Source organism: Streptomyces sp. NPDC059989 (assembly GCF_042736975.1).
GTDB lineage: Bacteria > Actinomycetota > Actinomycetes > Streptomycetales > Streptomycetaceae > Streptomyces.
Map to the genome: position 1 here is coordinate 133,649 of NZ_JBHWUO010000015.1, position 25,042 is coordinate 158,690.

Annotated in this window: 30 protein-coding genes; 19 read left to right on the forward strand and 11 right to left on the reverse strand. The window is 70.3% G+C overall.

Annotation, left to right across the window (positions count from 1 at the left end; genetic code table 11):
• Nucleotides 1-6: 6 nt before the first annotated feature.
• The 5 genes from ACFWBN_RS16180 to rfbB form a co-directional block, all read right to left on the reverse strand.
• Entirely contained in the window at nt 7-891 is an 885-nt protein-coding gene (locus ACFWBN_RS16180) for a glycosyltransferase family 2 protein (RefSeq protein WP_385176889.1), read from the reverse strand.
• A gap of 9 nt (nt 892-900) precedes the next feature.
• Nucleotides 901-1,707 carry a glycosyltransferase family 2 protein gene (locus ACFWBN_RS16185; RefSeq protein WP_385176892.1) on the reverse strand — a complete coding sequence of 269 codons (807 nt, stop codon included), beginning with the start codon at nt 1,705-1,707 and terminating at the stop codon, nt 901-903.
• Nucleotides 1,704-2,105 carry a DUF2304 family protein gene (locus ACFWBN_RS16190; protein ID WP_385176894.1) on the reverse strand — a complete coding sequence of 134 codons (402 nt, stop codon included), beginning with the start codon at nt 2,103-2,105 and terminating at the stop codon, nt 1,704-1,706. Before ACFWBN_RS16190 ends, ACFWBN_RS16185 begins: the two co-directional genes overlap by 4 nt.
• A gap of 144 nt (nt 2,106-2,249) precedes the next feature.
• Nucleotides 2,250-3,161: a dTDP-4-dehydrorhamnose reductase gene (rfbD, locus tag ACFWBN_RS16195; RefSeq protein WP_385176896.1), complete on the reverse strand. Its 912-nt coding sequence runs from the start codon at nt 3,159-3,161 to the stop codon at nt 2,250-2,252.
• On the reverse strand, nt 3,158-4,135 hold the full coding sequence (gene rfbB / locus ACFWBN_RS16200; RefSeq protein ID WP_385176898.1) for a dTDP-glucose 4,6-dehydratase: 978 nt from the start codon (nt 4,133-4,135) through the stop codon (nt 3,158-3,160). Before rfbB ends, rfbD begins: the two co-directional genes overlap by 4 nt.
• 82 nt (nt 4,136-4,217) lie before the next feature.
• Between rfbB and rfbA the strand changes: the two genes are divergently transcribed.
• Complete coding sequence (gene rfbA, locus ACFWBN_RS16205) at nt 4,218-5,093, forward strand: glucose-1-phosphate thymidylyltransferase RfbA (protein WP_385176900.1); 876 nt, start codon at nt 4,218-4,220, stop codon at nt 5,091-5,093.
• A complete protein-coding gene (rfbC, locus tag ACFWBN_RS16210) occupies nt 5,090-5,689 on the forward strand; it encodes a dTDP-4-dehydrorhamnose 3,5-epimerase (protein WP_385176902.1) in 600 nt (199 codons plus the stop codon). The genes rfbA and rfbC overlap by 4 nt, the downstream gene beginning before the upstream one ends.
• A 185-nt stretch (nt 5,690-5,874) precedes the next feature.
• Here the strand turns inward: rfbC and tuf are convergent, their stop codons facing one another.
• The 5 genes from tuf to ACFWBN_RS16235 all read right to left on the reverse strand — a co-directional run bounded on the left by tuf (nt 5,875) and on the right by ACFWBN_RS16235 (nt 11,006).
• Nucleotides 5,875-7,068 carry an elongation factor Tu gene (gene tuf, locus ACFWBN_RS16215; protein ID WP_362301459.1) on the reverse strand — a complete coding sequence of 398 codons (1,194 nt, stop codon included), beginning with the start codon at nt 7,066-7,068 and terminating at the stop codon, nt 5,875-5,877.
• A gap of 149 nt (nt 7,069-7,217) precedes the next feature.
• Entirely contained in the window at nt 7,218-9,350 is a 2,133-nt protein-coding gene (gene fusA / locus ACFWBN_RS16220; protein WP_385176905.1) for an elongation factor G, read from the reverse strand.
• 39 nt (nt 9,351-9,389) lie between these two features.
• Complete coding sequence (gene rpsG, locus ACFWBN_RS16225) at nt 9,390-9,860, reverse strand: 30S ribosomal protein S7 (RefSeq protein WP_007265894.1); 471 nt, start codon at nt 9,858-9,860, stop codon at nt 9,390-9,392.
• Between the two features lie 2 nt (nt 9,861-9,862).
• Nucleotides 9,863-10,234 (reverse strand): 30S ribosomal protein S12, encoded by a 372-nt coding sequence (gene rpsL / locus ACFWBN_RS16230; protein ID WP_007265893.1) that lies wholly within the window; start codon nt 10,232-10,234, stop codon nt 9,863-9,865.
• Nucleotides 10,235-10,544: 310 nt separating this feature from the next.
• Nucleotides 10,545-11,006, reverse strand: a complete 462-nt coding sequence (locus ACFWBN_RS16235) for a helix-turn-helix domain-containing protein (RefSeq protein ID WP_385176907.1) — start codon at nt 11,004-11,006, stop codon at nt 10,545-10,547.
• Between the two features lie 202 nt (nt 11,007-11,208).
• Here ACFWBN_RS16235 and ACFWBN_RS16240 point away from each other — a divergent pair, with 202 nt between their 5' ends.
• The 7 genes from ACFWBN_RS16240 (at nt 11,209) to ACFWBN_RS16270 (ending at nt 14,678) form a co-directional block, all read left to right on the forward strand.
• A complete protein-coding gene (locus ACFWBN_RS16240; RefSeq protein ID WP_385176909.1) occupies nt 11,209-11,499 on the forward strand; it encodes a WhiB family transcriptional regulator in 291 nt (96 codons plus the stop codon).
• Nucleotides 11,492-12,202 carry a hypothetical protein gene (locus ACFWBN_RS16245; protein WP_385176911.1) on the forward strand — a complete coding sequence of 237 codons (711 nt, stop codon included), beginning with the start codon at nt 11,492-11,494 and terminating at the stop codon, nt 12,200-12,202. The genes ACFWBN_RS16240 and ACFWBN_RS16245 overlap by 8 nt, the downstream gene beginning before the upstream one ends.
• Nucleotides 12,199-12,417: a hypothetical protein gene (locus ACFWBN_RS16250; protein ID WP_385176914.1), complete on the forward strand. Its 219-nt coding sequence runs from the start codon at nt 12,199-12,201 to the stop codon at nt 12,415-12,417. Before ACFWBN_RS16245 ends, ACFWBN_RS16250 begins: the two co-directional genes overlap by 4 nt.
• Before the next feature lie 336 nt (nt 12,418-12,753).
• On the forward strand, nt 12,754-13,161 hold the full coding sequence (locus tag ACFWBN_RS16255; protein WP_385176916.1) for a hypothetical protein: 408 nt from the start codon (nt 12,754-12,756) through the stop codon (nt 13,159-13,161).
• 109 nt (nt 13,162-13,270) lie between these two features.
• Entirely contained in the window at nt 13,271-13,873 is a 603-nt protein-coding gene (locus ACFWBN_RS16260) for a phage tail protein (protein ID WP_385176918.1), read from the forward strand.
• Between the two features lie 92 nt (nt 13,874-13,965).
• On the forward strand, nt 13,966-14,256 hold the full coding sequence (locus tag ACFWBN_RS16265; RefSeq protein ID WP_385176921.1) for a hypothetical protein: 291 nt from the start codon (nt 13,966-13,968) through the stop codon (nt 14,254-14,256).
• 188 nt (nt 14,257-14,444) lie between these two features.
• Nucleotides 14,445-14,678 (forward strand): hypothetical protein, encoded by a 234-nt coding sequence (locus tag ACFWBN_RS16270; protein WP_385176923.1) that lies wholly within the window; start codon nt 14,445-14,447, stop codon nt 14,676-14,678.
• 33 nt (nt 14,679-14,711) lie between these two features.
• On the opposite strand, the gene ACFWBN_RS16275 is transcribed toward ACFWBN_RS16270, so the two are convergent.
• Nucleotides 14,712-15,581 (reverse strand): hypothetical protein, encoded by an 870-nt coding sequence (locus tag ACFWBN_RS16275; RefSeq protein WP_385176925.1) that lies wholly within the window; start codon nt 15,579-15,581, stop codon nt 14,712-14,714.
• A gap of 357 nt (nt 15,582-15,938) precedes the next feature.
• Between ACFWBN_RS16275 and ACFWBN_RS16280 the strand changes: the two genes are divergently transcribed.
• From ACFWBN_RS16280 to ACFWBN_RS16325, 10 genes are all read left to right on the forward strand, one after another.
• Nucleotides 15,939-16,133, forward strand: coding sequence for a hypothetical protein (locus ACFWBN_RS16280; protein ID WP_385176927.1), 195 nt, complete (start codon nt 15,939-15,941; stop codon nt 16,131-16,133).
• Nucleotides 16,134-16,240: 107 nt separating this feature from the next.
• A complete protein-coding gene (locus ACFWBN_RS16285; protein WP_385176929.1) occupies nt 16,241-16,849 on the forward strand; it encodes a hypothetical protein in 609 nt (202 codons plus the stop codon).
• Between the two features lie 49 nt (nt 16,850-16,898).
• A complete protein-coding gene (locus ACFWBN_RS16290; protein WP_385176931.1) occupies nt 16,899-18,098 on the forward strand; it encodes a phage tail protein in 1,200 nt (399 codons plus the stop codon).
• Nucleotides 18,095-19,354, forward strand: a complete 1,260-nt coding sequence (locus ACFWBN_RS16295) for a tape-measure protein (protein WP_385176933.1) — start codon at nt 18,095-18,097, stop codon at nt 19,352-19,354. The genes ACFWBN_RS16290 and ACFWBN_RS16295 overlap by 4 nt, the downstream gene beginning before the upstream one ends.
• 38 nt (nt 19,355-19,392) lie before the next feature.
• A complete protein-coding gene (locus ACFWBN_RS16300) occupies nt 19,393-20,304 on the forward strand; it encodes a phage distal tail protein (protein WP_385176935.1) in 912 nt (303 codons plus the stop codon).
• Nucleotides 20,305-20,355: 51 nt separating this feature from the next.
• Nucleotides 20,356-21,540: a hypothetical protein gene (locus ACFWBN_RS16305; protein ID WP_385176937.1), complete on the forward strand. Its 1,185-nt coding sequence runs from the start codon at nt 20,356-20,358 to the stop codon at nt 21,538-21,540.
• A gap of 112 nt (nt 21,541-21,652) precedes the next feature.
• Nucleotides 21,653-22,750, forward strand: a complete 1,098-nt coding sequence (locus ACFWBN_RS16310; protein ID WP_385176939.1) for a hypothetical protein — start codon at nt 21,653-21,655, stop codon at nt 22,748-22,750.
• Nucleotides 22,747-23,853 (forward strand): hypothetical protein, encoded by a 1,107-nt coding sequence (locus tag ACFWBN_RS16315; protein WP_385176941.1) that lies wholly within the window; start codon nt 22,747-22,749, stop codon nt 23,851-23,853. Before ACFWBN_RS16310 ends, ACFWBN_RS16315 begins: the two co-directional genes overlap by 4 nt.
• Nucleotides 23,853-24,569: a hypothetical protein gene (locus tag ACFWBN_RS16320; protein WP_385176943.1), complete on the forward strand. Its 717-nt coding sequence runs from the start codon at nt 23,853-23,855 to the stop codon at nt 24,567-24,569. Before ACFWBN_RS16315 ends, ACFWBN_RS16320 begins: the two co-directional genes overlap by 1 nt.
• Before the next feature lie 20 nt (nt 24,570-24,589).
• Complete coding sequence (locus ACFWBN_RS16325) at nt 24,590-24,976, forward strand: ATP-binding protein (RefSeq protein WP_385176945.1); 387 nt, start codon at nt 24,590-24,592, stop codon at nt 24,974-24,976.
• Nucleotides 24,977-25,042 lie beyond the last annotated feature (66 nt).

Genomic DNA, 25,042 nt, shown 5'->3' on the forward strand with positions numbered 1-25,042 from the left:
GCACGCTCAGCGCGTGGCGTGGCGGAGCATGGCGCCGACGCCGGGCCGGCCGCCGTACTTGGCCGCGCCGGGCAGCAGGGTCAGCGCGTGCAGCCGGGAGGAGAGGTGCAGTCGGGAGACCTTCGCGGCGCGCGGCCAGCCGTGCCGGTCCAGTCGGTCTGCGGTCTCCAGGAAGAAGCGCTTGGCCTCCGCGAAGCGGTGGCCGGTGTAGCTCTTGGCCGAGGACACGCTCTCGGCGTGCCGGCGGTAGCTGAAGCAGACCTCCGGCGTGGTGGCCAGGGTCTCCCCCGCCACCAGCAGGTCCACGACCAGGGCGAGGTCCTGGATCACGCCCAGGTCGGCGCGGAAGCCGATGCGCTTGACCGGCTCGGTGCGCCAGCAGATCGACGGGAAGTACAGCCAGTTGCCGCGCAGCAGCCCCGCGGCCAGCTCCTCGCCGCCGAGCAGGGCCCGGCCCTGGCCCCTGGGCGCGTACAGCCTGCGCTTGGTCCGGTCGACGAGGGTGTCGAACGGCAGGCCGTCGGTGCCGATCACCTGGACGCCGGGCTGGATCATCGCGGCGGCCGGCTCGCGGTCGGCCGTGGCCCGCACCACCTGGAGGTAGTTCGGGTGCATGAGGTCGTCGCAGCCCATGAGCACCAGGTACTCGTACTCGGCGAGCTCGACGCAGCGGTTGAAGTTGCCGGTGACCCCGAGGTTGCGCTCGTTGCGCAGGTAGCGGACCCGGGGGTCGGCCAGCTGCTCGAACCACTCGGGGACTCCCGGCTCGCGGCCGTCGTCGACCACGGTGAGCCGCCAGTCGTCGCCGTCCTGGGCGAGGATGCTGCGGACCGCGTCCTGCATCAGCGCGACGTCGCCGTAGTACGGCAACAGGATCTCGAAACGCGGCATGCTCTCCGCCTAGGCCTTGGTCAGCTCACGGCCGACCAGCTCGGCGTTGCGCTGCTGGAAGGCGGTGTACGCCGGGGAGCCGGGCGTGAACATCTTGAGCTCCTGGGGCATCCGGCGGATCATCGCGAGGAGCAGCACCAGGCCGGCCCGGGTGAGGTAGACCATCGCCTTGAGCGGCGAGGCGCTCGGACGGCCGGTGGTCCGTTCCCGCATGGCCACGGGGATCTGGCGGACGGTGAAGCCGGAGCGGGCGGCGCCCACCATGGACTCGATGGTGTCGCCGAGGTACTCCACCGGGTACCAGCGGGCGAAGAACTCGATGAGCGGCCGGTTGCAGGCGCGGAAGCCCGAGGTGGTGTCGGTGAGCTTGGTCCGGGTGATGCGCGACAGCACTACGGACAGCAGCGTCATCGCCCACTTGCGCGGGCCGCGCACCTGGTAGTCGCCGTCGCCGGCGAAGCGGGCGCCTATCACCAGGTCGGCGTCGCCGACGGCGAGCCGTTCGAGCAGCGCCGGCACGTAGGACGGGTCGTGCTGGCCGTCGGCGTCCACCTGGATCGCCACGTCGTAGCCGTGCTGCTGCGCGTAGCGGTAGCCGAGGCGCATCGCGCCGCCGACGCCGAGGTTGAACGGCAGCTGGGCGACGGCCGATCCGGCCGCGCGGGCCACCTCGGCGGTGTCGTCGGACGAGCCGTCATCGACGACGAGGGTGTCGACGTAGGGCAGTTGCTTCTGGATCTCGCGCAGGACGGAGGGCAGGCCCTCTTCCTCGTTCCACGCCGGAAGAATGATCAGAACGCGACGACCGTCGTTCACGATTTCACCTGTGCCTCGATGGCGCCGGAGTCCTCCGTGCGCGGCGAAGTGCTGGGGTATCCGCCCTGCTGGACGAGGTGCGCGCGGATCAGCGCGACGTCCTCCGCGAGGGTGCGGGTCTCCGCCTCCAGCCGGCTGGTCTCCCAGCTGAGGTGCAGGCTGACCAGCAGGACCAGCACGAAGCCGACGAACAGCACCAGGCTCACGCCGGATGCCACGCCGAGGCTTCTGGCGACCGGGTCCAGCAGATCGGGCACGAAGCCGAGCGGGGCGACCAGCAGACCGATCGCGAGCCATATCGCCGCGTACTTCTCCCGCAGTTGCTGGCGGCGCAGCAGCTCGAGGATGTACCCCAGCACCAGCAGACCGGTGATGGAAGTCAGGACGGAGAGTTGCACAGCGGACGGCGCCTTTCGCGCGAAGGGGCCAGCGTCTTTTATGGAGGAAGCATATGGCACGGCTGATGACGCCAACGGGGCCCGGAAGGTTTCATCTCGGAACCCTCCGACAACGTTCGCGTGAAGGCGATCAGCCCTGCCCGCTCAACCCTTCGAGGGGAGTCTGAGCAGGTCAGCGAAGGCCGGGCGGTTGATCGCCTCGGCGAGCTGGACCCGCCAGTCGGACAGCGGCTCCATCCCGGCCGCCGACCAGCGGTCGTGACCAAGGACACTGTAGGCCGGGCGGACCGCGGGGCGGACGAAAGCCTCCGAGGTCGTCGGCCGGATCCGCTCGGGGTCCAGGCCGCTCAGCCGGTAGGCCTCGCGGGCCAGCCCGAACCAGGTGGTCCGGCCGCTCGCGGTGCCGTGGTAGATCCCCGCGGGGGCGCGGCCGGCCAGTGCGGCCCGGCCGAGCTCGACGAGCCGGCCGGCGAGGGCGTAGGACCAGGTGGGCTGGCCGATCTGGTCGTCGACGACTTCCAGGGTGTCCCGCTGGGCGGCCAGCTTGAGCATGGTGGCGACGAAGTTCGTGCCGTGCTCTCCGTACAGCCAGGCGGTGCGCACCACGTAGCCGTCCCGCGGCAGCAGTTCGGCCACGGCCCGCTCGCCGACCAGCTTGCTGCGCCCGTAGGCGTTGACCGGGCCGGTCTCGGCGTCCTCGCGGTACGGCTCGGAGGCGTCCCCGGGCAGCACGTAGTCGGTGGACAGGTGCAGCAGGCGCGCGCCGGCGGCGGCGCAGGCCCCGGCGAGGACGCGTACGCCGGTGCCGTTGACGGCGGTGGCGGCCTCCTCTGCCGTCTCCGCGCCGTCCACGTCGGTCCAGGCGGCGCAGTTGACGACGATGTCCATGCCCTCGACGGCGGCCCGGACCGCGGCCGGGTCGGTGAGGTCGAGGTCGGCGCGGCCGAGGCCCACGGTCTCGATGCCCGCGTCCTTCAGGACGGCCAGGACGTCCTGGCCGAGCATCCCGGCGGCGCCGGTGACGAGCCACCGGGCGGCCACGGCGTCCGCGGTCACTTCTGCAGCGCTGCCTTGGCCTTGAGCGGCTCCCACCAGGCGCGGTTCTCGCGGTACCAGTCGATGGTGGCCTTGATGCCGTCCTCGAAGGTGACCTGCGGGGCGTAGCCGAGCTCGGTGCCGATCTTGCTGATGTCGATGGAGTAGCGGAGGTCGTGTCCCTTGCGGTCCTCGACCTGCTCGACCATCTCCCAGCCCAGGCCCGCGGCCTCCAGCAGGACGCCGGTGAGCTCCTTGTTGGTGAGCTCGGTGCCGCCGCCGATGTTGTAGACCTCGCCGGCGCGGCCCTTGCGCATGGCCAGGTCGATGCCGCGGCAATGGTCGGAGACGTGCAGCCAGTCGCGGACGTTGCCGCCGTTGCCGTAGAGCGGGACCTTCTTGCCGTCCATCAGGTTCGAGACGAACAGCGGGATGACCTTCTCCGGGAACTGGTAGTGCCCGTAGTTGTTGGAGCAGCGGGTGACCACCACGTCCATGCCGTGGGTGCGCGCGTACGCCAGCGCCAGCAGGTCGGAGGAGGCCTTCGAGGCGGAGTACGGGGAGTTCGGCACCAGCGGCCACTCCTCCGTCCAGGAGCCCTCGGCGATCGATCCGTAGACCTCGTCGGTGGAGATGTGGACGAAGCGGCCGACCCCGTGCTTGCGGGCGGCGTCCAGGAGGATCTGGGTGCCCACGACGTTGGTCATCACGAAGGGGCCGGCGCCCGCGATCGAGCGGTCCACGTGGGACTCCGCGGCGAAGTGCACGACGACGTCGTGGCCGGCCATGACCTGGTCGACGGCCTCCGCGTCGCAGATGTCGCCCTTGACGAAGCGGTAGCCCGGGTGGTCCGCGACCGGCGCGAGGTTCGCTTCGACGCCGGAGTAGGTCAGCTTGTCGAAGACCGTGATCTGCGCCGTCGCATCTGCACCGAGCTGCCGGCGCACGAATTCTGAACCGATGAAGCCGGCGCCGCCGGTCACGAGGATGCGCATAGTGCGAGGAGTCTAGCTCCCCGCCGAACGTCACAGGCCCTGAACTCGGATCGCCCTTCTCCTCTCGCATAGGGTGCTTCCCATGCGTGGAATCCTCTTGGCCGGTGGCACCGGATCACGACTCTGGCCGCTGACCCGGGCAGTCTCGAAGCAGCTGCTGCCCGTCTTCGACAAGCCGATGATCTACTACCCCCTCTCCACCCTGGTGATGGCGGGTATCAGCGAGATCCTGGTCATCACCACCCCGGAAGACCGCGACCAGTTCGAGCGGCTGCTGGGCGACGGTTCCCAGTTCGGCCTGCGCCTGGAGTACGCCGTCCAGGAGCGCCCCGAGGGCATCGCCCAGGCCTTCGTGCTCGGCGCCGACTTCATCGGTGACGAGTCCGTCGCGCTGATCCTCGGCGACAACATCTTCCACGGCAGCGGCCTCGGTACCCGCCTCGCCCAGCACACCGACTCCAAGGGTGGCCGGGTCTTCGCTTACCCGGTGGCCGACCCGACCGCGTACGGCGTGGTCGAGTTCGACGAGAACGGCCAGGCCATCTCCATCGAGGAGAAGCCGGTCAAGCCCAAGTCGCGCTACGCGGTGCCGGGCCTGTACTTCTACGACAACCGGGTCGTCGAGATCGCCCGCGGCCTGAAGCCGAGCGCCCGCGGCGAGCTGGAGATCACCGCCGTCAACGACGCGTACCTCCAGGCCGGCGAGCTCAACGTCACCATCCTCGACCGCGGTACCGCGTGGCTGGACACCGGCACCTTCGTCTCGATGGTGCAGGCCTCCGAGTTCGTCCGCGTGATCGAGGAGCGCCAGGGCTTCAAGATCGGCTGCATCGAGGAGGCGGCCTGGCGGGCCGGCCTGATCGACTCCGCGCAGCTGCGCGCGCTCGCCGAGCCCCTCACCAAGAGCGGCTACGGCAACTACCTGCTGACCCTGCTCGACGAGGAAGACGCCCGATGAAGTTCCGCGAGCTCTCCATAGAGGGCGCCTTCGAGATCACCCCGCAGCTGCACGGGGACCCGCGCGGCCTGTTCACCGAGTGGTACCGCTTCGACCGGCTCGCCGAGGTGGTCGGCCACCCGCTGAACCTGGCGCAGGCGAACCTCTCGGTCTCCTCCACCGGCGTGGTCCGCGGCATCCACTTCGCCGACGTGCCGCGCGGCCAGGCCAAGTACGTGACCTGCGTGCGCGGCGCCGTGCTCGACGTCATCGTCGACCTGCGGGTCGGCTCCCCCACCTTCGGCCAGTGGGAGGGCGTCCGCCTGGACGACGTGGACCGCCGTGCGGTCTACATCCCCGAGGGCCTGGGCCACGGCTTCTGCGCGCTGAGCGACGACGCCACGCTGTCGTACCTCTGCTCGGAGACGTACAACCCGACGGGCGAGCACTCGGTCCACCCGCTCGACGCCGACCTGGGCATCGAGTGGCCGGCCGACGTCCCGCTGCTGTCCGCCCGCGACGAGGCCGCCCCGTCGCTGGCCGACGCCATCGCGTCCGGTCTGCTGCCGGACTACGCCGTCTGCAAGGAGTTCACCGAGTCGCTCCGCACGAGCTGACCGGCCTCCGCCGCCGTACGAGTAAGGGCCGCACCCCGTCGGGGTGCGGCCCTTACTCGTACCCGGGGCAGCCGGGGGAACCCGGTAACGCCGAAGGGCCCCGTCCCTCCGCCGGAGCGGTGGGACGGGGCCCTTCAGTGGAACTTGGTGCTCGCGTCAGCGAGCCACCAGGTCAGAGCACGAAATTACTTCGTGATCTTGGTGACCTGGCCGGCGCCCACGGTACGACCACCCTCACGGATGGCGAACTTCAGGCCCTCCTCCATGGCGACCGGCTGGATCAGCGCGACCGTCATCTCGGTGTTGTCGCCCGGCATGACCATCTCCGTGCCGGCCGGCAGGGTGACGACACCCGTGACGTCCGTGGTACGGAAGTAGAACTGCGGACGGTAGTTGTTGAAGAACGGGGTGTGACGGCCACCCTCGTCCTTCGACAGGATGTAGGCCTGGGCCTCGAACTCGGTGTGCGGCGTGACCGAACCCGGCTTGATGATGACCTGGCCGCGCTCGACGTCCTCGCGCTTGATGCCACGGAGGAGCAGACCGACGTTCTCACCGGCCTGGCCCTCGTCGAGCAGCTTGCGGAACATCTCGATACCGGTGACCGTGGTGGTGGTCTTCTCTTCCTTGATACCGATGATGTCGACGGTCTCGTTGACCTTCAGGACACCACGCTCGATACGGCCGGTGACGACCGTACCGCGACCGGTGATCGTGAAGACGTCCTCGACGGGCATGAGGAACGGCATCTCGGTGTCACGCGGCGGGGTCGGGATGGCCTCGTCGACGGCGTCCATGAGGCCGATGAGCTTGTCGCCCCACTCCTTGTCGCCCTCGAGCGCCTTCAGCGCGGAGACGCGGACGACCGGCAGGTCGTCGCCCGGGAAGTCGTACTCGGAGAGCAGCTCGCGGACCTCGAGCTCGACGAGCTCCAGGATCTCCTCGTCGTCCACCATGTCGGCCTTGTTCAGGGCGACGACGATGTACGGAACGCCGACCTGGCGGGCCAGGAGCACGTGCTCCTTGGTCTGCGGCATCGGGCCGTCGGTGGCGGCGACCACGAGGATCGCGCCGTCCATCTGCGCGGCACCGGTGATCATGTTCTTGATGTAGTCCGCGTGACCCGGGCAGTCGACGTGGGCGTAGTGACGCGCCTCGGTCTGGTACTCGACGTGCGCGATGGAGATGGTGATACCGCGCTGGCGCTCCTCAGGAGCCTTGTCGATCTGATCGAAGGCCGAGGCCGCGTTCAGGTCCGGGTACTTGTCGTGCAGCACCTTGGTAATGGCGGCCGTGAGGGTCGTCTTACCGTGGTCAATGTGACCGATGGTGCCGATGTTGACGTGCGGCTTAGTCCGCTCGAACTTCGCCTTCGCCACGGGGGTCCTCCTGAGAGTGGTTCTGTACGCCTTACAGATCGGCGCCAGGTGATCTTTGCTGGATAGCCGGCTCCCCCGGGGCAACGGGAGTTTTGCTCCTGTTGCCCCAGAGGCTCCGGTGGCAAGCCTAAAGCGTGAACTCGGAAGAGTTACTCGCCCTTGGCCTTCGCGATGATCTCCTCAGCGACGTTCCGGGGAACCTCGGCGTAGGAGTCGAACTGCATCGAGTAGCTGGCGCGACCCGAGGTCTTGCTGCGGAGGTCTCCGACGTAGCCGAACATCTCCGAGAGGGGCACGAGGCCCTTCACGACGCGAGCGCCGTGACGCTCCTCCATGGCCTGGATCTGGCCACGGCGGGAGTTGATGTCGCCGATGACGTCACCCATGTAGTCCTCGGGCGTGGTGACCTCTACGGCCATCATCGGCTCGAGCAGCACGGGAGAAGCCTTGCGCGCGGCCTCCTTGAAGGCCTGCGAACCGGCGATCTTGAACGCGAGCTCGGAGGAGTCGACCTCGTGGTAGCCACCGTCGAGAAGAATGACGCGGACGCCAGTCATCTCGTAGCCCGCCAGGATGCCGAACTGCATGGCCTCCTGCGCACCCGCGTCGACCGAAGGGATGTACTCCTTCGGGATGCGGCCACCGGTGACCTTGTTCACGAACTCGTACGCCGGACCGTCGGTCTCGGTGATCGGCTCGATCGCGATCTGCACCTTGGCGAACTGACCGGTACCACCGGTCTGCTTCTTGTGGGTGTAGTCGTGACGCTCGACGCCCTTGCGGATCGTCTCGCGGTACGCGACCTGCGGCTTGCCGACGTTGGCCTCGACCTTGAACTCGCGCTTCATACGGTCGACCAGCACCTCGAGGTGCAGCTCGCCCATACCGCCGAGGATGGTCTGGCCCGTCTCCTCGTCCGAGTGAACGTGGAAGGAGGGGTCCTCCTCCGCGAGACGCTGGATGGCGACACCCAGCTTCTCCTGGTCACCCTTGGACTTGGGCTCGATGGCGACCTGGATGACCGGAGCCGGGAAGTCCATGGACTCCAGGATCACGGGTGCCTTGTCGTCACACAGCGTCTCACCGGTGGTGGTCTGCTTCAGGCCCATGACGGCGACGATGTCACCGGCGCCCACCGCGGCGATCTCTTCACGCTTGTTGGCGTGCATGCGGTAGATCTTGCCGATGCGCTCCTTCTTGCCCTTGACGGAGTTCAGCACCGCAGTGCCGGCCTCCAGGCGGCCCGAGTAAACCCGGACGAAGGTGAGCTTGCCGAGGTGCGGGTCGCTCATGATCTTGAACGCGAGCGCGGCGAGGGGCTCCTCGTCGGACGGCTTGCGCTTCACGACGACCTCGGCGTCGCGGACGTCGTGGCCCTCGATGGCCTCGATGTCCAGCGGCGACGGCAGGTAGCGGACGACGGCGTCGAGCAGGGGCTGAACGCCCTTGTTCTTGAACGCCGTGCCACAGAACACCGCGGTGATCGTGGGCTCGCCCTTGCCCTTGCCGGAGCCGAGGATGATGCGACGGACGGCGGCGTGCAGCTGCTCCACGGACGGCTCGTCGCCGTTCAGGAAGAGCTCCATGATCTCGTCGTCGTTCTCGGCGACGGTCTCGACCAGCTTGCCGCGCCACTCTTCAGCAGCCTCGGTGTGCGTGGCCGGGATGTCGACGATGTCGTACATCTCGCCCTTGGTCGCCTCGGCGGACCAGACGAACGCCTTCATGGTGACCAGGTCGACAACGCCCTGGAAGTCCATCTCGGCACCGATGGGGAGCTGCATGACGATCGGAACCGCACCGAGGCGGTCCTTGATCATGTCGACGCAGCGGTGGAACTCGGCACCCGTACGGTCGAGCTTGTTGACGAAGCAGATGCGCGGCACGCCGTAGCGGTCCGCCTGACGCCAAACGGTCTCGGACTGCGGCTCCACACCGGCGACACCGTCGAACACGGTGACGGCACCGTCGAGGACGCGGAGCGAACGCTCCACCTCGACCGTGAAGTCAACGTGACCCGGGGTGTCGATGATGTTGATGGTGTGGTCGACGTCCTCGAGCGGCCAGTGGCAGGTCGTCGCGGCGGACGTGATCGTGATGCCGCGCTCCTGCTCCTGCTCCATCCAGTCCATCGTGGCAGCGCCGTCGTGGACTTCACCGATCTTGTAAGACACACCGGTGTAGAACAGGATGCGCTCGGTGGTGGTCGTCTTGCCCGCGTCGATGTGGGCCATGATGCCGATGTTGCGCACCTTGGCCAGGTCAAGCGAAGTGGTAGCCATATCGGCTCAGTCTTCTCTCGGTCTCGATGTGGGTTGGGACTACCAGCGGTAGTGCGCGAAGGCCTTGTTGGACTCGGCCATCTTGTGCGTGTCCTCGCGCTTCTTGACGGCAGCGCCAAGACCGTTGGAGGCGTCGAGCAGCTCGTTCATGAGGCGCTCGGTCATGGTCTTCTCACGACGGGCGCGGGAGTAACCCACGAGCCAGCGGAGGGCCAGGGTCGACTGGCGACCCGGCTTGACCTCGACGGGGACCTGGTAGGTCGCGCCACCGACACGGCGGGACTTGACCTCGAGGGACGGCTTGACGTTCTCGAGCGCGCGCTTCAGCGTGATGACCGGGTCGTTGCCGGTCTTCTCGCGGAGGCCTTCCATGGCGCCGTAAACGATGCGCTCGGCGGTGGAGCGCTTGCCGTTCAGGAGGATCTTGTTGATGAGCGAGGTCACCAGAGGAGATGCGTAGACCGGGTCGATGATGACCGGGCGCTTCGGGGCGGGGCCCTTACGAGGCATTCTTACTTCTCCTTCTTGGCGCCGTAGCGGCTGCGGGCCTGCTTGCGGTTCTTGACAGCCTGGGTGTCAAGCGCACCGCGGATGATCTTGTAACGAACACCCGGCAGGTCCTTCACACGGCCACCACGCACGAGCACGATCGAGTGCTCCTGCAGGTTGTGTCCCTCACCCGGAATGTAAGCGGTGACCTCGATGCCAGAGGTCAGACGCACACGCGCGACCTTACGCAGCGCCGAGTTCGGCTTCTTCGGGGTGGTCGTGAACACACGCGTGCAGACGCCGCGACGCTGGGGCGAAGCCTCAAGCGCGGGGGTCTTTGTCTTCTCGACCTTGTCCTGCCGGCCCTTACGGACCAGCTGCTGGATCGTAGGCACTACTTCTCCGGTTTCTGTGTGCCGTGTAGTGAAGCTAACCTGGAACATTTGCCGACCCACGCGGTCGGGTGTGTCGGATCCGGCGGACCTCCGCGCAAGCACGGAAACGCATGGATCGCGGTGGCCGACTCGGCTCACATGCGGTTGATGGACACGCACGGGAGCCTAGGCACACCCCAGGCACAAGGTCAGAGCGTACCTACCTCACAGAGGTAGGTCAAAACAAATGCCCAGCACGAAAACACACCGGGCGCAAGTGGTGGTACCCGACCGAGGCCGGTGCCGCCCGGCCGCGAGAAGGCCGGATCGGTCAGTCCTGCGCCCGGCGGCGCGGCTCCGCGGCGGTCGGCGCCTCGGCGGGAACCTCGCCCGGGGCCGCGTCGGGCTCCAGGAACTGGCTGACGACCTTGACGAAGACCTCGCGGCGCCCCTCGGGGACACCCAGCCACCGGGCGAAGTCCTCGATGGTGGGCGTACGGCCGCCCGGCGGCAGGTCCTGCGCGGCCAGCGGGAGCTCTTCGGGGGCGACCCGGCCGGAGCGGATCAGCATGTCGCGCACGGAGACGCCGAGCAGCGGGGCGATCCGGCGCATGGTCTCCAGGTCGGGCATGCTCTGGCGCTGGAGCAGCCGGGTGACGGCGGCGCGGTGCACCCCGGCCTCGTCCGCGATCCTCGACTTGCCGCCGCCTCGCGGGCTGTCGATGTCGTACCCGCGCTGCCGCATGAGGGTTTCCACCCAGGCCGCGAACGCGTCCAGTTCGAGAGTGCTCATGTGCCGCTCCTCAGTCCGCCGTTCGCAATCCGCACCATGACAGCACACTTTAGCGTGCTTGCGCGCACGGAATTACGACCTCCATAAATAAAGCACAACTTAGGTCAAGGGGAGGCAATGGCCTCTTGATTGCGCGCTCGCACGCAACGTGTCACAGTGGGACGGCCGTGAGCCACGGCCGTCCCACCCCCGCGGAGTCACCATGCCCCTTGCCCTGTCCCCAGCCCCGCCCGCCCCCGCGCCCACCGCCGCCCCCTGGCCCTGGCAGGCCTCCGCCGCGTGCGCCGACCTCCCGCCCGGCGTCGTCTTCGCCCGCCGCGCCAAGGACGCGGCGCCGGCCCTGCGCGCCTGCGCCGTCTGCCCGGTCCGGCGCCAGTGCGAACAAGCCGTCGCTCCGGCCGAGAGCTGGTTCGACGGAGTGTGCGCCGGCCGGCTGTGGCGCAACGGCCGCCCCGCCGCCCACACCTCGCCCTCCGGGAGCTCCCGTGCCTGACCGCCCCACCAGCGACACCGCGCTGTGGATCGCCTCGCTGATCCGCACCTTCCCCGAGCTCTGCGAAGAGCTGGCGCCCGGGCGCGCCGCGGCCTTCTCCGCGCACGTGCCCGCCCCGCGCGGCCCGCGCGACGACGAGCTCGTCCGCGTGGAGCGGCGCGAGGCCCTGCTCCTCCAGCAGGAGCACGGCCTGACCGCCCCCGGCCACGGCGCTGCCCCGATCCGGCTGCACGTCTCCGACACCATCCGGGACGTCACCGACGGCGTGGTCGAGCTGGAGGAGGCGGTGTGCGCCCGGATCGGCATCCCCCGCCCCCGCCGCGCCCCGGTCCCGGAGCGGCTGCGCCGGCTCGCCGGACTGCTGGACGGGATCGAGGCCCATCCGGTGCTCGCGCGGCACGTGCGCGACGAGCTGCGCCGGATGGCCCGCCGCTGCGCCCGCGTGCTCGGCGACACCGAGCAGGTGGTGCGGGTCTCCGGGCGCTGCCCGTGGTGCGACTCGGTGTCGCTGCGCGCCTTCCCCGACCGGCGGGCCGTGCTGTGCGTGAACCCGGCCTGCCGCTGCACCGCCGAGGACTGCGGCTGCCACGACGATCCCGCCTACCGGCACCTGTGGCCCGAGGGCGAGTGGGCCGCGCTGGCCGCCGAGGCGGGCTGCCGTACCGACGAACTCGACTCCGCGATGGAAGGCCCGCACCAGTGACCACTCCGCTCCCCGCCCTCATTCCCGGCCCGGTGGCCGCCCAGGAGGCCGGGGTCGCCCCCGCCACCATCCGCAAGTGGGTCCAGCTCGGCCGGCTGACGGCGGTGGCCAAGGCCGGCCGCGCCCAGCTGTTCCGGCTGGAGGACGTGTTCGCGGCCGAGCGCGCCGCCAGCCGCCGTCCGCCGGTCCCGCGGTCCGGGGGCCCGGCCGCCTGACCGGCCTCCCCGCCCCCACTTCCTCCCCCGCACACCCCGGATGCCCGGCTCCTCTTACGGAGGGCCGGGCATCCGGCGTTTCGGGGCTCGGGGGCTCGGGGGCCCGGAGCCCGGGTGCCACGGGCCCGGCGGCCGCCCGCAGGGGCGCCTCCTCAAAGAGGCCACACGAACTTGTTGCGTGCGCGCGCGCAACGTGTCACAGTTGGTGCAGCGGCAGAGCTGCGCCCGCAGGACGGGCGCCGGCCGGCCGCTCCCCCCGCCGGGCGGTGCCCGTCCCCCGTCCCCCTTCGGGCACCGCCCGGCATCCCCGCCACCCACCAGCTGAGGTGATCCGTCGTGACCACTCCCCCGAGTGCCTTCCCCGACGTCGAGGCCCTGGTCGTCGACGTCCTCAAGGCCGATTCCGCCCTGTCCTCGGCCGCCGTCGCCGTCGGCCCGCCCGCCGGGTTCGACGGCACGCAGCGGGCCGTCCTGGTCAACCGCCGCGGCGGCGCCTGGACCGGCGACCTGCACGTCGACGAACCGCTCATCGAGCTGGAGGTGTACGGCCCGACCAAGGCCGCCGCCCACACCCTGGCCAACGCCGCGCGGCGGGCCCTGCTCGCCACGCTCGGCAAGACGATCGGTTCCAACACCTTCACCGACGTCGAGGAGCAGGACGGGCCGCGCTGGCTGCCGGACTACCTGTACCGCGGCGCGAACCGCTACGTCTGCGTGATCAAGGTGTCCCTCAGCGTCTTCTGACGCACCCACAGACCAAGGCCCTGCCGTCCGGCGGGGCCTTTGCCGTACCCGGACCCGGCCACCTCCGCGGTCCGGAACGGCAGACCCCTATATAAGGAGAAGCATCACCATGGCAGGAAACTCGTCCGAGATCCGCGTGGCCGGCAGCGGTCGCCTCTTCGTCGCCGCCGCCGGTACGGCCCTTCCGACCGCCTTCACCGGCAAGCCGGACACCGACTGGGGCGCCAACTGGAAGGACCTCGGCTACACCACCTCCGACGGCGTCACCTTCTCCAAGAAGGACAAGCTGGAGCCCGTCGACTCGTGGCAGGCCGTCAGCCCGGTCCACTTCACGTACTCCGACCGGGACCTGAGCCTGAAGTTCTCGCTGCTCCAGTTCAACGAGCTGACGCTGCCGTTCTTCATGGGCGGCGGCGCGGTGGCCGACGAGGCCACCCCGTCCAACGGCATCTACCGCTACGACATCGCGGACTCGCCGAAGTCGGACGCCCGCGCCCTCGGCCTGGAGTTCACCGACACCAAGGCCAGTGACGGCTCGGTCGTGACCTACCGCTTCTACATCCCGCGCGGCCAGGTCACCGCCTCCGACGACATCAAGCTGGCCCGCAAGGCGGCCTCCACGCTCGGTGTCACCTTCACCGCGCTGGCCGCGGGCGACGACAAGCCGCTGGCGAGCTTCGTCATGAAGGACGGCGCGTACGCCGCCGGCTGATCCGGCCCCTGACGGGGGCGGGGCGGCCTCCGGGCCGGCCCGCCCCCACCCCCTCTTCCGCTTCACCTTCATCCAGAGGAGAACCCATCACCATGGCAGGCTTCGACGTCAACGCGGCTCGCGCCCAGCGCCAGGAGGCCCTCGGGCGCGCCTGGTCCTTCGAGCTGGACGGCGAGACGTACACGCTCCCCACCGAACTCTCCCGCGCCACCGCCAAGGGCCTGCGCAAGCTCGACGACAACGACGTGGACGGTCTGCTGCGGCTCCTCCTGGGTGAGCAGCAGTTCGCCCGCTTCGAAGAGCACGACATCACGATGCAGGACATCGCGGCGCTCCTGGAGGCCTACGGCAAGGAGACCGGGCTCGGCCTGGGGGAAGGCTGAGCCTCGTCGAGTTCGTCGACGAACACGCCGAGGCCCTCGAAGCGGACCTGCTCCGCTACTACGGCAAGGACCTGCTGGACTGGCACCGCGGGGAGCTCTCCTCGCGGCGCCTGCAGGTCCTGCTCAAGCACCTGCCGCGGGACAGCTCCGTCAACCGGGAGCTGTTCGGTGAGGCCGCCGACTGGTCGGTGACCGACCACCTGCTGGCGGCGACCGTGGACCATCTGGCGGCCGCCAACTGGATGTTCGCCTGCGTCAACACCGCGGAGGACGACGATCCGCCGGAGGCGCCGCAGCCGGTGCCGAGGCCGGACGGCAGGCCGCACGGCAGCGCGGACCCGGAGTCGGGCCCCGACTCGGGCTCCGAGCCGGCCCGCGCCGAGGCGGTGTCCCCGGAGACGCTGGTCCGCTTCTTCGGCTGACGGGGCGTCCCGGCCGGCAGTCAGCGGCTGCGATCAGCGGCCGCGGTCCGGAGCCTCGGGCCGGCCGGTGGCGCCGCCCTGGGACTCCATTCCCTCCGCCAGGGCACGCGCCCTGGCGGCCAGGCTCCGCTTGCCCGGCTCACCCGCCGCCCCCGGCCCGTCCGCCGGGGGGTCGGCGGGGGCGCCGTGCGTGCGGGGCTGTACGGGTACGGAGTCCAGCGGCGGCACGATGGGCCGCCCGTTGCGCCGTACGACCTTCCGGCCGACCGGGGGCGTGCGCTTCTCGCGCGCGTCCGCGGGCGCGCGGGGGACGGGAGCGGTGGTCGCACGGCCCGGCGGGACGGGTTCCCCGGATGGCTCGGTGCCCTGCGGCCGCTCGGCCCCGTCCGAACCGGGCGCATCCGGTCCGGTCCCGTCGTGCCCGGCCTCGTCGTGCGGGCGCGGCTGCCCGGCCTCCGGGTCCGCGTCGGCCTCGGCGTCCGCGGTCTGCGCGTGGTCGCTGTCGGTGCCGGCGCCGGTGTCGGACCGCCGGTCCAGGATCTCCTGGGCTCGGCGCATCCTTTCCTCGGTCTCCACCACGAGGGGCGACGGTTCGAGCAGCGTGGCGAACGGCAGGCGGATCACGGTGGCTCCATGGCCTTCGCCGGGGGTGCGCCGGGCGGCGGCCGTACCGCCTCCGCGTCCGCCACCCGCGGCGTACGCCTCGGCGACCCGCTTCTCGTACTCGCGGCGGATCCGCGGCAGTTCCTCGGACATCGCCTCGGCCCATCCGGCGGTGAAGGCGGCCGTCTCGCGGCGGTCCATCTCGGCCCGGGGTATCAGGACGAGGTCCTCGGGCGCGTAGCCCGCCGCGTGAACCAGTTCCGACAGCCGGGCGAACAAATGGGGCAGGTCAGGGGCCATTTCAAGCCAGTCGATGGCATGGTTACGCCCTCTGGCGCCCGCTTCCCTGTCCATGCGTCAGCACTGCCTTCCCGCCCCCAGGATCCCCTCGCGCCCCGCGTGACACGCGCGTTCCTGGGCGGGGAACAGTGATCCAGCGTACCCGGTCGTCCGGAAACTCCCTGTTCCGAAACTGTGCGTCCCAAGCAGCGGACCACCCACCGGACCCCGGGACGCGCCGAGGGGACTTTCCGGCTCGACAAACGTCGAACGAATGTTCCAAACTCTGTTCGCACACACATTCGACAACCGGTGCCCCCGCTCCCGATCCGCGGCGCCACCACGCAGCAAGGGCAAGCAACTGGAAGGCAGGCGTCCATGACCCAGCAGGCCGAGGGATCACCGCAGATCACGCTTCACGACCGCCTCAGCCAGCTCTTGGACGGACCCGCCCCCCTCGACAAGAGGGCTCTGCTCGGCTCCCTGTACGCCGAGATCACCAGCCGCGAGACCCGCGCCTACACGGCCGGCTGGAACGACGCCCTCTCCGAGTCCGGACGCACCCGGCGGTAGCGCCCGCCCCTGCCCTTCGCACGACCGAGCCCCTGCCGCGTTCCATCCGGCGGGGGCTTTTCGGCACTCAGTCGCCGAACGACACCCCACTCCGCCTAGGAGGGCAGATGACCGACAAAACGCCTGCAGAACTGCAAGAGGAGATCAACGGGCTGCGCGAGCTGGTCAACGGCAAGCTCGACAGCAGCGCCGAGGCCAACCTGGTGAAGCGGTCCCAGCTGGAAGCCACCGTTTTCAGCTCCGATGCGGAGACGGTGGCCACCCAGAAGTGGGTGAAGGACAACCCTCCCGAGAGCAGCTGGTGGGAGAAGCACAAGGAGGAGGTCATCGGCGCCGCCTTCGCCTTGACCATCCTCAAGTTCGAGGTGATGCCCTTCATCAACATCGACCCCGCGATCGAACGCTGGTTCAACACGAAGGGCTGGGAGCGGAACCGGTTCGGAGTCATGTGGAAGGTCTCCCAGGAGGAGATCGCCAAGCGCAAGGAAGAGGCGCTGAGCCACCAGAAGATGATCATCAAGGCCTTCGACAAGATCCGGAACTCCAACATCCGGATTCAGGCCCTCGAGCGCAAGGTCGGAGCGCTCACCACCCGTTCGAACGTCTCCCGCCAGCAGGTCCGCCACATGGAATCCTCACCGGCGCTCCAGGGCACGTCGAGCCAGGTCCAGCTCCTGGAACGGCGCGTCGCCCTGCTCACCGCCGCCCTTTCCTGAGCCCGCGTCCCCGGACGACATCATCAGCCAGCAATAGAGGTGGACGGGCATGTCCCTCGTACGTTCCCTGAAGACCGCATCCGGATCGCTCCAGCAGTTCCGATCCGCATCGAGCACCGCCGACCGCGCGGCCGCCGGCCTCGGCCAGCGGGCCACCACGGCCGGCCGCAACATCAACACGATCAAGGGAGCCGCCCAGGGCTCCACCAGCCAGCTCAAGAACCTCAAGACCGCCGCCGACCAGGCCGAGCGGGCGATGTCCAAGGCCGGCCAGACCGGTCAGCGCGCCGGCACCCAGCTGGGCAGGTTCAAGACCGGCGCCGACCGCGCCGCTTCGGGCCAGGACAAGCTCAACAAGTCCATGAAGGGCAACTTCCTCGCCCGCCTGCTCGAACTGTTCATGCCGCTCATCGAGAAGATCGTCGAAATGGCGAGCCGCTCGAAGGTCATGCAGACCGTGATCCGGACCGCGTTCAACGCCATCCGGACCGTGATCTCCACGGTCATCAAGGTCATCGGCCCGATCATCCGCGGCGCCGGAAACCTGATCAAGTCGGTGTGGAACAGCGTCAAGAGCGCCGTCATGCCGATCGTTTCGGCCATCGGCAACGCCGTGAAGTCCGCCTTCAACGGCATCAAGTCGGTCATCACCACCGTCATGAACGCCGTCCGCTCGGTCATCAGCAGCGTGTGGAACGGCATCAAGGCCGTCATCATGCCGGTGGTCAACTGGATCAAGTCGGCCGTCCCGAGCGCCTTCAACGCCGTCAAGGACCGGATGTCCAGCGCCTGGAACGGGCTCAGGGGCATCGCCGCGGGCGCGTTCGGCGCCATCGTCGGCGCGGTCAAGTCCCCCATCAACTCCGTCATCGGCCTGATCAACTCCATGATCGGCCGGATCAACCGGATCCGCGTCAGCGTCCCCGGCTGGGTGCCCTTCGTCGGCGGCAAGAGCTTCGGCGTCAGCCTGCCCACCATCCCCATGCTCGCCACCGGCGGTGTGGTCATGCCGCGCAGCGGCGGTGTCCCGGCGATCCTCGCCGAGGCGGGCGAGGCCGAAGCCGTGCTGCCGCTGTCCAAGCTCGACCGCCTGCTCGCCCGTACGGCCGCCCGCGCCCGGATGACCTCCGCCGCCCCGGGCTCCGGTGACGGCTCCGCCCTGCACATCGAGCACTACTACGCCGCCCAGAACACCGACCCGCAGCGCACCGCCGACGCGCTGATGTACCTGGCGAAGGCGCGCGGATGAGTACGGCCCTCCCCGCCAACTACTTCGCCGGGTGGCAGCCGGCCCTGGGCGGCCTGCGCACCCAGGCCGCCCAGGCGGCCCGTGCCGTGGAACGGCAGGCCGCCTCGATCCGCAAGGCCGCGACCGGGGCGACCCGGCTGTCCTCCGAGGCCCGACAGACCGGCAAGGTGCTGGCCGGGCTCAGGACCCAGGCCGGCACGGCCGCGCAGTCCGCGGCCAGGCTCGGCCAGTCCGCGACCCGCGCGTCCACCGGCACCAGGCGGGTGGAGTCCGGGGCCCGCGGGGTCGTGGCCTCAATGCGGAAACTGGGCGGGAAGACCGGCGGCGTCCTCGCGATCATGGGCGGCCTCGTCGGCGTCACCGGCATCGTCGGCAACCTGATGAGCACCTTCGGCATCGCCATGACCGTGGGCTCCGTCGTGATGACCGCGGTCAACGTGGCCATGCGGGCCAACCCGCTCGGCTTCGTGCTCGGCATCCTGATCCCGCTCGGCGCCTGGCTCATCGAGCTCGCCATGAACTCCGAGACCGGGCAGCGCCTGATCGAGCAGACGTTCACCGTGGTGCTCAAGGTGTTCGAGGAGTCCCTGAAGTTCCTCACCCCGCTGCTCGCGACCGTCGGCACGATCGTGACCACGTACTTCAAGACGTACTTCGAGGTCGTCTCGGCGGTGGTGGGCGGTCTGCGCGGAGCCGTCAACGGCTTCTCCCAGACCGGAAGTTCCGCCCGCTCGGCGAGCAGCGCGCTGCGCGGCATCGCCTCCGGCGCCTTCAACGCGATCATGGCCCCGATCCGCCCGGTGATCACCTTCCTGACCGGCACCCTGCCCGGGGCCTTCTCCCGGGTGAGCTCGTCGCTGTCCGGTTCCCTCAGCGGTATCGGCCGCTTCGTCACCACCGGCCTGCAAGCCGTACTCGCCGCGGTCACCGGCCCGTTCAACGGCATGATCGCCTTCGCCAACTGGATCATCGACGGCCTGGAGGACCTCAGCTTCGAGATCCTCGGCAAGAAGTTCGGCGTCGACCTCGACAAGATCCCGATGCTCGCCGAAGGCGGCGTCGTCTGGCCGATGTCCATGGGCTCGGCCCCCCGGATCAACCCCGTCTCCGACCTCGACCACCGCCGCGTCGTACCCGCCGCTCCGCACTCCCCGGGCCAGGACCCCCACCGCGTACGGGAGTACCGGGAGGCGGCCGGCGCGGGCCCCCGATCCACCGCCGAGGACCTGCTCTTCCTCGCCGCCGCCCACGCGTGAACCACGCCCCATCCCCGAGAGCGAGGTGACGGCCCGCCATGGCCGACAACACCACAACCGCATACACCGCCGACCACGCACCCGGCTCACTCATCACCCAGGACGGGCAGATGCAGTGGGCCGGACTGCTTCTCGGACCCGGTACCCCCTTCACCGTCGACAAGGCGGGACTGACCGGCTGGGAGGACCTGCCGGAGTTCGACAGCTCCGACGCCGAACGCCCCACCAGCCACGGCTCCTGGCCCGGCGCCCGCTACGCCAAGCCCCGCAAGGTCGGCGGCACGGTGTGGATGCTGCCGGAGCGGGGCGCCTCGCTGGCCACGGTCCGCCTGCTGCGCCAGGCGATGGCCCTGGGCGACGAGGAGCGCTGGCTGGCCGTCCGGCTGCACGGCGAGGTGCTCGCCGTACGGGCCCGGATCAGCCAGCGCGTGCTGCCCGCCGACCGGGTGTACGCGACCCAGGGCGCGGCCAAGGCCTCCGTCCAGTGGACGGCCACCGACCCGCGCCGCTACCTGATCGGCGAACAGTCCGCGATCGTCCCGGCCCCGGAGCCGGAGAGCGGCCTGACCTGGCCGCTGGTCTGGCCCCTCACCTGGGGCCAGGCGGCCAAGACCGGCGACGCGGCGGCCGAGAACACCGGTTCCGCGCCCACCCACCCGGTGATCACCTTCCGCGGCCCCTGCGGCACCCCGTCGGTGACCGAGCGGACCACCCGCCGCCGCCTTCGGTACGCCATCGACCTCACCGCCGGCGACGAGCTGGTCGTCGACACCGCGGCCGGCACGGTCACCCTCAACGGCACCGCGTCCCGCCGCCACACGGCCACCGCGGACAGCAGCCCCGAGGAGCTGTTCGCCTTCGAGCCGGGCAGCTCGGAGCTGTCCTTCCGCCCGGACAGCGCCGCGCCGGGCGCCCTGATGTCCGTGCGCTGGCGCAGCGCGGAGTGGTAGCCGGCACCGCCCCGCCCGCCCGATCCACCCCCCGATGAACGGAGTTACCCCATGACCCTGCACTCCAGCTGGGTGGCCCTGACCGGCCAGACCCGCGAGAACACCCGGCTCACCCAGATCGGCGCGACCACCCCCGCCAATCCGCTCCAGGCCCGCTCCGGCATCCTGCCCGGCTCGTACGACGGCCAGTACCGGGTCTCCGGCTTCTGGCTGGAGGGCACCTCCGCCATGGCCGCCACCCTCCACGAGGGCCGCGCCGTCATCCAGGGGCTGAGCAACCAGGGCGTGTACCCGGTGACCCTGGACGCGACCGTGGTGCTCACCTTCGCCGACGGCGACGCCCTGTCGAACCGCATCGACCTGGTGGTCCTGCGCATCTACGACGGCTCCTACGACACCTCCGGCAAGTACGAGGCCGCCGTCGAGATCGTCCGCGGCACCCCGGCCGCCACCCCGGTCGCCCCGGCGGCTCCCCCGCTCTCCCTCCCCCTCTACAAGGTCGCCGTCCCGGCCGGCACCAGCGCCGGCAAGGGCGGCATCAACTGGGCGACGGCCATGACCGACCTGCGCGTCCCCACCGTGGCCGTCGGCGGGATCCTGCCGACCCTCGGCGAGATCGCGCCCGGCGCCTACCCGGGCCAGTACCAGGACTCCAACGGCTCCCTCCAGCGCTGGGACGGCTCCGCGTGGGTCCCGTACCCGGCCGCGCTGGGCGGCATCGCCCCCAAGGGCACGCTGACGACGGCCAGTTACGTGGGCCAGTACCGGGACACCCCGCAGCGGGTCCTCCAGCGCTGGAACGGCACCGCCTGGCTGCCGGCCGTCCCCGGCCCGCTCTTCGCCGAGAACCTCGACTCCGGCTCCACGACCTCCGTCACCTACACCCGCACCCTGGAGGAGACCGCCGTCCCGCAGGTGCAGGTCACCTTCACGGCGCCTGTCTCGGGTGCCGTACTGCTCACCTACGGGGCCCGCATGGCGCCGGTCGGCAACGCCGGGGCCGCGGCGTTCACGACCGTACGGGTGACCCAGGGGGGCACCGAGATCTGGGCACCGGACGACGAGCGCGCCGTCATCGCCGCCGGCGACCCCGGCACCTCGGCGTCGACCACCACACGCCTCGCGAACCTGACCGCCGACCTCCCGTACTCGGTCACCCTGATGCACCGCGTCAGCATCCCGGGCGTCAAGACCTGGTTCGACAACCTCTTCCTGCGCGTCGAGCCGCTGCTCTGAGGCCCGGCGGCCCCAGCCGCCCTGGCAGCCCGCCGCTCCGCAGGCCCGCCCCTCCCCGTCCCTGCCCTTCCCCGTTCCACCCCGAAAACCCCGAGAACCCCAGGAGTACTCCGTGAACATCCGATCCGCCTGGCTCCCGGTCACCGGCCAGACCCGCTCCGACACCCGCGTCGCCTCCCTCGGCGCCCTCACCCCCACCTCCCCGGTGGCCACCCGGTCCGGGATCCTGCCCGGCTCCGCCGACGGCAAGTGGCGGATCACCGGATTCACCGTCACCGGCACCACCGCGATGGGCGCGACCGTCTACCCGGGCCGCGCCGTCCTCCAGGGCACCGACGCCCAGGGCGCCTACCCGGTCGCGCTCACCCAGACCCAGTCCCTGACCTTCGCCGACGGGCACGCCCAGTACGGCCGCATCGACCTGGTCGTCATACGGGTCTACGACGACGAGCACGACGCCTCCGGCCGCACCGAGGCCGTCGTCGAGATCGTCAAGGGCACCCCGACCCCGACACCGGTCGCCCCCGCGGCCCCCGGGCTCTCCCTCCCGCTCTACACGGTCGCCGTCCCGGCCGGCACCAGCGCGGGCAACGGCGGCATCGCCTGGGCCACCGCACTCGTCGGCCTGCGGACGGCCACGGTCGCCGTCGGCGGCATCCTGCCGGTGACCACCGACGTCTCCATCGGCGCCTACCCGGGCCAGTACCGCGACATCGACGGCAGCCTCCAGCGCTGGGACGGCGCCGCCTGGCAGCCGTACCCGCCGAAGCCCGGCTGGCAGAACTGGACGCCGGTGTGGACCACCTTCACCGGCACCGCCACGCCCTCCTTCGGCAACGCCGAGATCACCGCCCGCTGGATCCAGCAGGGCCCGACCGTGCACATGAACTTCGCCCTCACCTTCGGCACCACCACCAACTTCGGCGCCGGCGCCACCTCCGCCGACAACTGGCGGTTCACCCTGCCGGTCAAGGCCGCCTCCGCGATCAAGTGCATCGGCTTCGCCGACCTGACGATGGGCACGCGGGAGCGCTCCGTCGCCCGGATCCGCTGCACCTCGACCACCTTCTTCGAACTGGAGATCGCCTCCGGCATGCCGTCCGGCGATCCCGTCACGGTCTCCGGCATCGCGGACGGCGTCACCCCGTGGACCTGGGCCGCGGGCCACACCATCCACGGCAGCGCCACCTACGAGGCGGCCACCCAGTGAGCACGGACACCCCGTACCGCGCGATCTTCTGCGATCTGCGCACCGACCGGACCATCGACATCCTGCCCCTGCGGGACGTCTCCATCGACGACTACATCGGCAAGCCGGGCGCCCTGTCCGGCACCATCCCGATCCCGGACTCCGCCATCGCCGCCCGGGTCGCCCGGATCGAGGAAGGCCGCACCTCCGTCTACCTGGAGCGCGGCGGCGACCTGTGGTGGGGCGGGATCATCTGGACCAGCACCCTGCAGAGCAGCGAGCGGGGCGTGGTCTCCCTCTCGATCCAGGCCGCGACCTTCGACTCTTACGCGGGCCGGCGCCGGATCCGCGAGGACATCACCATCCCTCCCTATATGGAGCAGGTGCAGGCCGCCGAGGAGCTGTGGCGCCGGATGCAGGCCTCGGAGGGCGGTGACATCGGCGTCACGTTCGGGCCGCCGGTGATGACCGACCGGTACCGCACGGCGTCCTGGCGGGACGGCGACGAGACCCTGTACTCCGAGGCGATCGAGTTCCTGGCCTCCGGGGAGCACGGCTTCGAGTACTACATCTCCGTCTTCCGCGACCCGGTCAGCGGGGCCCGGACCCGCCTGCTGCGGCTCGGCAGCCCGCGCATCCACACGGGCGTCACCGATCTCGTACTGGACCGGCCCGGCGCGATCCTCTCGTACTCCTTCCCGCGCGACGCCACCCGCGGCGGCACCACTGCCCGGGCCCGGGGCGCCTCGGCCAACACCAACCAGGCCGAGGAGTCGCGGCCGGTGTACTCCCCCGAGCAGGTCGCCCAGGACCTGATCACCGGCGGCTGGCCGCGGATCGACCTGTCCTCGGACCACAACGAGGTCGCCGGCAAGAGCGTGCTGACCTCCCTCGCCAAGGCCGAACTGGCCCGGGCGCGCGGAGCCGTCGTCATCCCCGCGATCACCATCCGCCTGGGCGGGGTGGTCCCCCCGACCCTGCTCGGCCGGACCACCCGCCTCCGGATCACCGACGAGTGGTTCCCCGAGGGCCTCGACGCCCGCTACCGGATCGTCGGCGTCAAGGTCACCCCGCCGGAGCGGGGCCGCCCGGACACCGCCGAGCTCTACCTTGAGGAGGTCTGATGCCCCAGCTGCCCGAGGACATCATCGACCGGCTGACCGCCATGGAACGCCGGATCCAGCAGCTGTCCACGGCCGTCAACAACCGTCCCGCGCTCAACACCGTCTCGGGCGGCGAGGTCAAGATCAGCGACGGCGGCTCGCTGTCCGTGGTGGAGCCGGTGAACGGCACCAAGATCCTCGGTGTCGGGGCCTGGTCCCCGACGGAGTACGGCCTGGAGATCAAGCGCAAGAGCGGCAAGACCGTGCTGAGCGTGCGCAACGTCGTCACCGGCGACTACGACCAGGCCTTCCGGGTGTTCGACTCGTTCAACAACGAGATCGTCGCCGACGACGTGGTCACCGGCGGCCTCGCCCGGCCGTGGCTGTCCATGCTGCCGCCGCAGGACACCAGCACCACCCGATGGCCGCAGACCAACGCGACCGCCTGGACCACCGTCGCCCGCTCGTTCAACCCGCTCTGGCAGCCCAAGATGCGGCTCTACTGCACCACCGCGGCGGCCGCCGGGGTCACCGGCAGGATCCGGGTCCTCGTCGACGGCGAGGTGTGGGGCCCCGAGGTCACCACGCCCAGCGTCTTCGACAACACCGGCAAGGTGGTCGCGGACGTCAACGCCCGCTTCGGCAGCGTGGTCAAGATCGAGATCCAGGCGATGGTCACGGCCGGCACCGGCCTCGTATACGTCCAGCCGATGATGCTCTACGGCACCCAGAGCTAACCCGAATCGAGACGAAACCCATGAACATCGACCCGACCCAGCCCTGGGGCATCGCCATCGACTACGCGGGCCGCGCCACCGTCACCGAGGACGGCCACACCATCCAGGTCCGCGTGTACGACGCCGGCCTCGGCGGCACCCTCGAACCGGACCCGGTCAGCGGCTACCCGGCGGTCTACGTCACCGCCCAGTTCACCGAGAACGGCGACCTCGGCGCCCAACTCCGCGGCTCCGGCCAGGTGATCCTCAACCCCCCGCCCACGGGCCCGGTCCTCCCCGACCAGACCGCCGTCTCCACGGCGATCTCGGCCGCCCTGGCGGACTTCAAAGCCCGCGTAACGGCTTACGCCACCCTCTGCGCGACCTTCACCGCCACGGCCCCGAATTCCAGCCCCGCCGGCGTTTGAGGCGATCTTTCAGCCCCGCCGGCGTTTGAGGCGAGCCTCCAGCCCCGCCGGCGTTTGAGGCGCGGG

Excerpts from the sequence above, each read along its gene's own strand:
- rfbA (WP_385176900.1), top strand. The coding sequence starts at position 4,218 with ATGCGTGGAATCCTCTTGGCCGGTGGCACCGGATCACGACTCTGGCCG.
- rpsG (WP_007265894.1), bottom strand. The coding sequence starts at position 9,860 with ATGCCTCGTAAGGGCCCCGCCCCGAAGCGCCCGGTCATCATCGACCCG.
- ACFWBN_RS16300 (WP_385176935.1), top strand. The coding sequence starts at position 19,393 with ATGGCCGACAACACCACAACCGCATACACCGCCGACCACGCACCCGGC.
- ACFWBN_RS16320 (WP_385176943.1), top strand. The coding sequence starts at position 23,853 with ATGCCCCAGCTGCCCGAGGACATCATCGACCGGCTGACCGCCATGGAA.
- ACFWBN_RS16260 (WP_385176918.1), top strand. The coding sequence starts at position 13,271 with ATGGCAGGAAACTCGTCCGAGATCCGCGTGGCCGGCAGCGGTCGCCTC.
- ACFWBN_RS16295 (WP_385176933.1), top strand. The coding sequence starts at position 18,095 with ATGAGTACGGCCCTCCCCGCCAACTACTTCGCCGGGTGGCAGCCGGCC.
- fusA (WP_385176905.1), bottom strand. The coding sequence starts at position 9,350 with ATGGCTACCACTTCGCTTGACCTGGCCAAGGTGCGCAACATCGGCATC.
- ACFWBN_RS16325 (WP_385176945.1), top strand. The coding sequence starts at position 24,590 with ATGAACATCGACCCGACCCAGCCCTGGGGCATCGCCATCGACTACGCG.
- rfbB (WP_385176898.1), bottom strand. The coding sequence starts at position 4,135 with ATGCGCATCCTCGTGACCGGCGGCGCCGGCTTCATCGGTTCAGAATTC.
- ACFWBN_RS16265 (WP_385176921.1), top strand. The coding sequence starts at position 13,966 with ATGGCAGGCTTCGACGTCAACGCGGCTCGCGCCCAGCGCCAGGAGGCC.
- ACFWBN_RS16305 (WP_385176937.1), top strand. The coding sequence starts at position 20,356 with ATGACCCTGCACTCCAGCTGGGTGGCCCTGACCGGCCAGACCCGCGAG.
- ACFWBN_RS16285 (WP_385176929.1), top strand. The coding sequence starts at position 16,241 with ATGACCGACAAAACGCCTGCAGAACTGCAAGAGGAGATCAACGGGCTG.
- ACFWBN_RS16280 (WP_385176927.1), top strand. The coding sequence starts at position 15,939 with ATGACCCAGCAGGCCGAGGGATCACCGCAGATCACGCTTCACGACCGC.
- ACFWBN_RS16290 (WP_385176931.1), top strand. The coding sequence starts at position 16,899 with ATGTCCCTCGTACGTTCCCTGAAGACCGCATCCGGATCGCTCCAGCAG.
- ACFWBN_RS16235 (WP_385176907.1), bottom strand. The coding sequence starts at position 11,006 with ATGAGCACTCTCGAACTGGACGCGTTCGCGGCCTGGGTGGAAACCCTC.
- rfbC (WP_385176902.1), top strand. The coding sequence starts at position 5,090 with ATGAAGTTCCGCGAGCTCTCCATAGAGGGCGCCTTCGAGATCACCCCG.
- ACFWBN_RS16240 (WP_385176909.1), top strand. The coding sequence starts at position 11,209 with ATGCCCCTTGCCCTGTCCCCAGCCCCGCCCGCCCCCGCGCCCACCGCC.
- ACFWBN_RS16275 (WP_385176925.1), bottom strand. The coding sequence starts at position 15,581 with ATGGCCCCTGACCTGCCCCATTTGTTCGCCCGGCTGTCGGAACTGGTT.
- ACFWBN_RS16180 (WP_385176889.1), bottom strand. The coding sequence starts at position 891 with ATGCCGCGTTTCGAGATCCTGTTGCCGTACTACGGCGACGTCGCGCTG.